This is a genomic window from Delftia sp. K82, from assembly GCF_002193035.1.
Lineage (GTDB): Bacteria > Pseudomonadota > Gammaproteobacteria > Burkholderiales > Burkholderiaceae_C > Comamonas > Comamonas acidovorans.
This window is the reverse complement of the sequence record NZ_MYFL01000003.1, coordinates 249727-250055: the sequence shown is the minus strand read 5'-3', so window position 1 is coordinate 250055 and position 329 is coordinate 249727. Positions and strand designations below refer to the sequence as shown.

Annotated in this window: 1 pseudogene; it reads left to right on the top strand. The window is 71.9% G+C overall.

Annotation, left to right across the window (positions count from 1 at the left end):
* Positions 1–241: 241 nt before the first annotated feature.
* Positions 242–329: pseudogene (locus tag KDK82_RS33410) on the top strand (SPOR domain-containing protein); the annotation flags it as partial.

The following is a 329-nucleotide window of genomic DNA, read 5'->3' as shown; positions in this document are numbered from 1 at the left end:
CAGCTCCAGGCCCTGGGCCTGGCACCGTCATCCCAGACCGAGCCCGAGCGGCTGGGCCAGCAGGTGCGCCCGGAGGCGCTGAGCCTGCTGAGTGTGGACAACGCGCCGGCCCCCTCCTCGGCCACCCCGGGCACGGCTCCTGCATCCCCTGCGGCACCCGCCACACCCGCAGCACCCGNNGCGTGCGCCCGGCTGCTGTAGGCTAGGGCGGGTGACTCATCACTAGGGCCCAAGAAACGACATGCTGCGAATCGCCTTCCTGCTGCTGGTGCTGGCCAATGCCGGCTACTACCTCTGGAGCCACGGCCAGCTCCAGGCCCTGGGCCTGG